Consider the following 1,399-nt stretch of genomic DNA (forward strand, 5'->3'; position numbering starts at 1 on the left):
GACCTGGTCGGGATGTTCGTCAACACCGTGGTCCTGCGCACCCCGGTGCGGCCGGACGTCGCCTTCGCCGACCTGGTGGCGCAGGTGCGCGAGGCCGACCTGGCCGCCTTCGCCCACGCCGACCTGCCGTTCGATCAGGTGGTCGAGGCGGTGCGCCCGGCCCGGTCCACCGCGCACCACCCGCTGTTCCAGGTCTCGCTCGCGCTGGCGAACTTCGAGGAGCCGGAGCTCGAGGTCGCGGGCCTGCGCATCGAGCTGCAGGACGTCGCCCACGAGGCCTCACCCTTCGACCTGAGCCTGACACTGCGCGAACGCACGACCGCCGACGGCGAACCCGCCGGTCTCGAGGTGACGCTCGGTTACGCCACCGACCTGTTCGACGACGGCACCGCGCGGACCCTCGCCGCCCGCTTCGGCCGGCTGCTGACGGCGGTCGCCGAGAACCCGCACGCCGCGATCGGCGACGTCGACCTGCTCGACGCGCAGGAGGCCGACGACCTGCGCACCAGCGCGGGCCCGCAGCCCGTCACCCCGGTGACCCTGCCCGAGCTGCTGCACGCCGCCGCGGCCGCGCGACCCGACGCCGTCGCCGTGGTCACCGACGACCGGCAGGTCACCTATCGCGAGCTCGACGCCCGCGCGGCGCTGCTCGCCGACGCGCTCACCGCGCGCGGCGCCGGTCCCGGCACCCTCGTCGCCCTGGCACTGACCCGATCGTTCGAATCGGTGCTCGCGGTCTGGGCGGTCGCACGGACCGGAGCGGCGTTCGTGCCCGTCGACCCGCGGCACCCGCAGGAACGGATCGAGTACATGCTCGCCGATTCCGGGGCCGTCCTGGGCGTCACCGTGACCGCGCACCACGACCGCCTGCCCGGCTCGGTCGGGTGGCTGGTGCTCGACGGCCCGGACGCCGACACGCGTCTCGCACTCGTCCCGCAGCGGCCGCGCGCCGCGGCCGTGCACGTGGACGATCCCGCCTACCTGATCTACACGTCCGGCTCGACCGGCACCCCGAAGGCGGTCGCCGTCACCCACCGCGGACTGGGCAACCTCGTCGCCGCGCAGCGGGAAACCCTGGCGCTGACCGCGCAGGCCCGGATCGCGCACATCGCCTCGCCGAGCTTCGACGCCGCGGTGTTCGAACAGCTCGCCGCGTTCGCGGTCGGCGCGCGGCTCGTGGTCGTACCGCCCACGGTGGTCGGCGGCGCCGAACTCGCCGACCGGCTCCGCGCGGCCCGGGTCAGCCACCTCGTCGTCACCCCCGCCGCGTTGTCGACGCTGGAGCCGGCGGCATTGACGTCGGTCGAGGTGCTGGCGGTGGCCGGGGAGGCGGTCGGAGCCGAGTTGGTCGAGCGGTTCGCCGGGGGGCGGACGATGCTGAACCTGTACGGGCCGACGG

The 1,399-nt window shown here is 74.9% G+C and carries 1 protein-coding gene; it reads left to right on the forward strand.

The genetic code is table 11. The features are described 5' to 3' along the window. On the forward strand, positions 1-1,399 hold a 1,399-nt coding region (locus AIIKEEIJ_RS14435; protein WP_161995941.1), incomplete at both ends, for an AMP-binding protein.

It is taken from the genome of Rhodococcus sp. YH1 (genome assembly GCF_009939605.1).
Taxonomy (GTDB): Bacteria; Actinomycetota; Actinomycetes; order Mycobacteriales; family Mycobacteriaceae; genus Rhodococcus; species Rhodococcus aetherivorans.